The 3,445-nt window shown below is 66.8% G+C and carries 3 protein-coding genes and 1 pseudogene; all 4 read left to right on the top strand.

Features of this window, described 5'->3' with window-relative positions; all coding sequences use genetic code 11:
* Positions 1 to 252 (top strand): annotated as a pseudogene (locus tag AC11W3_RS09895) (FixH family protein); the annotation flags it as partial.
* Positions 252 to 2,669: a heavy metal translocating P-type ATPase gene (locus tag AC11W3_RS09890; RefSeq protein ID WP_484092939.1), complete on the top strand. Its 2,418-nt coding sequence runs from the start codon at positions 252 to 254 to the stop codon at positions 2,667 to 2,669. The pseudogene AC11W3_RS09895 and the gene AC11W3_RS09890, both read left to right, overlap by 1 nt.
* Positions 2,662 to 2,838 carry a cbb3-type cytochrome oxidase assembly protein CcoS gene (ccoS, locus tag AC11W3_RS09885; RefSeq protein WP_484088557.1) on the top strand — a complete coding sequence of 59 codons (177 nt, stop codon included), beginning with the start codon at positions 2,662 to 2,664 and terminating at the stop codon, positions 2,836 to 2,838. The genes AC11W3_RS09890 and ccoS overlap by 8 nt, the downstream gene beginning before the upstream one ends.
* 21 nt (positions 2,839 to 2,859) lie before the next feature.
* The gene (locus tag AC11W3_RS09880) at positions 2,860 to 3,441 is read left to right on the top strand and encodes a cob(I)yrinic acid a,c-diamide adenosyltransferase (protein WP_484092938.1); all 582 of its coding nucleotides are present in this window, start codon (positions 2,860 to 2,862) and stop codon (positions 3,439 to 3,441) included.
* Positions 3,442 to 3,445: the final 4 nt, after the last annotated feature.

The raw sequence follows: 3,445 nt of genomic DNA, 5'->3' as shown, positions 1-3,445 counted from the left end.
GCCGCGCTCGCGGGTTCCGAACTGAAAGTGACCGTAGCGGATGGTGCCGGAGCCCCGGTTCCCGGCGGCCGGCTCACCTTCCAACCCGAGCAGAGGGGGACGCAGCTCGGGCCGGCTGTGCAATTGGCCGAGGTCTCACCGGGGACCTTCCAGTGCCCCCGCCCGCTTTCAGCCGAAGGGGAGCTTCACGGCACCCTCCGTTTCAGCTGTGGCGGGGCTTCCGCGACACGCAAGCTGGTGTTCTTCAATTGATGGAGGGGACCGCCTCCCGATGCTTCCACTGCGGAGCGGCCATCCCGCCGGGGATAGCGCTCGAAGTAACAGGGAGCGAAGGAGCCATCAGATTTTGCTGCCGCGGCTGCCAGGGCGCCTACCTCCTGATCACCGGCGCCGGGCTCGATGACTTCTACCGTCGTCGCGACTGGCAGGAGCCGGGGCTCCCCTCCTCCGCCTACCAGGGGAGCTACCACGACGCATTCCTTTCCCGCTTCGTCTATCCCGCCGAAAAAGATAGCGCCATCGACATCATGATCCAGGGCATCCGCTGCGCGTCCTGCGTCTGGCTCAACGAAAAGATCGTCGGGCGGATGCCCGGGGTCCGGGAGGCGCGGGTCAATTACGCCACCGGCCGGGCCCGGGTGACATTCGACCCCGGGAGCGTCACCCCCGCCGCCATCTTCTCCACGATCGCCGAACTCGGCTATGCCCCCCGCCCCTACACCAGGACGGCGGCGGAGGACGTGGCAAAGCGCGAGCAGAGGGACCTCCTCTTCCGCTTCGGCACCGCGATCTTCCTCAGCATGCAGCTCATGGCCTACTCCTTCGCGCTCTATGCCGGCTACCTGCAGGGTATCGACTCCCGGGCCAGGAACTTCCTGCAGCTCTTTTCCCTGCTGGTCACCACCCCCGTCGTCTTCTACTGCGGCCGCCCCTTCCTCGCCGGCGCCTGGCGCTCCCTTCGTAACCGTTCCGCCAACATGGAGCTCCTTGTCGCCCTCGGCACCCTCTCCTCCTTCGGCTACAGCGTCTATGCCACCCTTGCCGGAGAGGAGGTCTACTTCGAGACCGCCGCCATGATCGTCACCCTCATCCTGGCCGGGAGACTGCTGGAGAATGCCGCCCGGAGGGAGGCCTCCGCCGGCGTCGAGCATCTGCTGGGGCTGTGTGCAGGGGAAGCGCGACGTTTTCGGGGGGAGGAGCTGGAGGCGGTGGAGCCGTCGGAGTTGAAGAGGGGCGACCTGATCCTGGTCCGCGCCGGCGAACGCTTCCCAGTCGATGGCCGCATCGTCGAAGGCTCCACCGACGTGGACGAAGCCGCCGCAACCGGAGAAGCCCTCCCGGTCACCAAGGCCGCCGGGGAGAGTGTCCTGGCAGGGACCTGCAACCTCACCGGAGCCGTGCGGGTTTCATGCGAAAGGGAAGAAGCGGACAGCTTCATCTCCCGGGTGGCGCGGCTGGTGGAGGAGGCCCAGAGCCGCCGGACGACCATCCAGGCTCTCGCCGATCGGGTCAGCGCGCTCTTCGTACCCGCCGTCATCTCCCTCTCGGTCGCCACCTTCGGCTGGCACCATGCCTCCGGCGAAGGCCTAGGCGCTTCGCTCATGTGCGCCCTGGCTGTGCTGGTGGTGGCCTGCCCCTGCGCCCTGGGACTCGCCACCCCGACGGCGATAGTGGCCGGCACCGGCGCCGCCGCCATGGGTGGCGTCATTTTCAAGGGAGGCGATGTCCTGGAGCGCCTCAGCCGCGTCACCATGGCCGTCTTCGACAAGACCGGGACCATTACCTGCGGGCGCCCCGAGCTGATCGAGGTGCGCCCGGCGCAGGGGGACGCGGCCGGGTTGCTGTCGCTGGCCGCATCTGTGGAGATCGGCTCGCAGCACCCGGTCGGCATGGCGATTCTCGAGGCAGCGGAGGCAGAGGGCCTCGCGGTGCCGGTGGGTGCCGAGATCACCACGGTGGCGGGAGGAGGAGTAACGGGGAAGGTCGCCGGTGAAGAGATCGCTGTCGGGAGCCTCCGCTTCCTTGGCGGACTCGGCGTCTCGGCCCTACCCGCGGGCGTCCCGGCTCCGGCTGGCTGCATCGTGGTCTGCGCCGCCCGTGCCGGTTCCTGCTGCGGAACGCTCATCCTCAGGGACCGCATCAGGGAGGACGCCGCCAGGGTGGTTTCCTATTTCAAAGATTCCGGAATCGGCACCCTCCTTCTGAGCGGCGACCGGCAGTCGTCCGCGGAAGAAGCCGCCGCAACGGTCGGGATCGCGGCGGGGACGGGGGAGCTTTCTCCGGCCGGGAAGACCGCCCTGATCGAGGAACTGGGCCGGCAGGGGGAGGTGGTGCTGATGGTGGGAGACGGCATCAATGACGCCCCCGCCCTCTCCGCTGCGGATATCGGCTGTGCCGTGGCAGGCGGGACGGACATAGCCATCGAGACATCGGATCTCGTGCTGGTGAAGCCCGACCTGCAGCGGCTTTGCTTCGCCCATCGCATCGCCTGCCGCACCATGTCCATCATCAGGCAGAACCTGGCGTGGGCCTTTCTCTACAACGCCATCGGCATCCCCCTGGCCATGACGGGGAAGCTGACCCCCATCGTGGCGGCGGGGGCCATGGCCATCAGTTCCGTCTGCGTGGTGGCCAACTCGCTGAGGCTCAGGAGGGCGCGGCATGGATGAGTCCCTGCTCATGCTGATGGTCTTCTCGCTCTTCATCGGCTGTGCCTGCTGGCTCGTCTTCCTCTGGGCGGTACAGAAGGGGGAATTCAGCGACATCGAGCGACCCAAGCACAGGATGCTGGAGGATGACGATCATGAAGATGGAAGGGATGATCCCGAAGTGCGATAATGGCCGAGAGGGGGAAGGCTCATGAGCAACCAGGGTAACGCTCCGGTCAAGATTCAGCATCTGCAGCCCAAGGTGAAGCGGGGGCTGACGGTGGTGATAACGGGCAACGGCAAGGGGAAGACCACCTCGGCGCTGGGGATGGCGGTGCGCGCCTGCGGCCACGGCATGAGGGTCTGCATGATCCAGTTCATGAAGGGAGATCTCTACGCGGGTGAGTGGGACGGGGTGAAGCTCCTGGGCGGGAAGGTCGAGCTCCATGCGACCGGGAAGGGTTTCTGCGGCATCCTGGGGAATCCGTACCCCTACGCCGAGCATCGGGCCAACGCCCAGGACGCCATCAAGCTTGCGCGGGAGAAGATGGGCAGCGGGAAGTTCGAGATGGTGATCCTGGACGAGATCAACAACGCGCTGAAGCTGAAGCTGGTCGATCTGGAGCAGGTGCTGGGACTGCTGGAGTCGAAGCCTCCGGGGATGCACCTGGTACTGACCGGGCGTGATGCCCATCCGGCGGTGGTGGAGCGGGCCGACACCGTGAGCGAGATCGTCGAAGTGAAGCACGCCTACCGCAGCGACATCGAGCCCCAGCCCGGGATCGATTACTGACCCC

This window comes from Geomonas sp. (assembly GCF_056994735.1).
The sequence above is the reverse complement of the archived record's forward strand: the minus strand, read 5'-3'. Positions and strand labels throughout refer to the sequence as shown.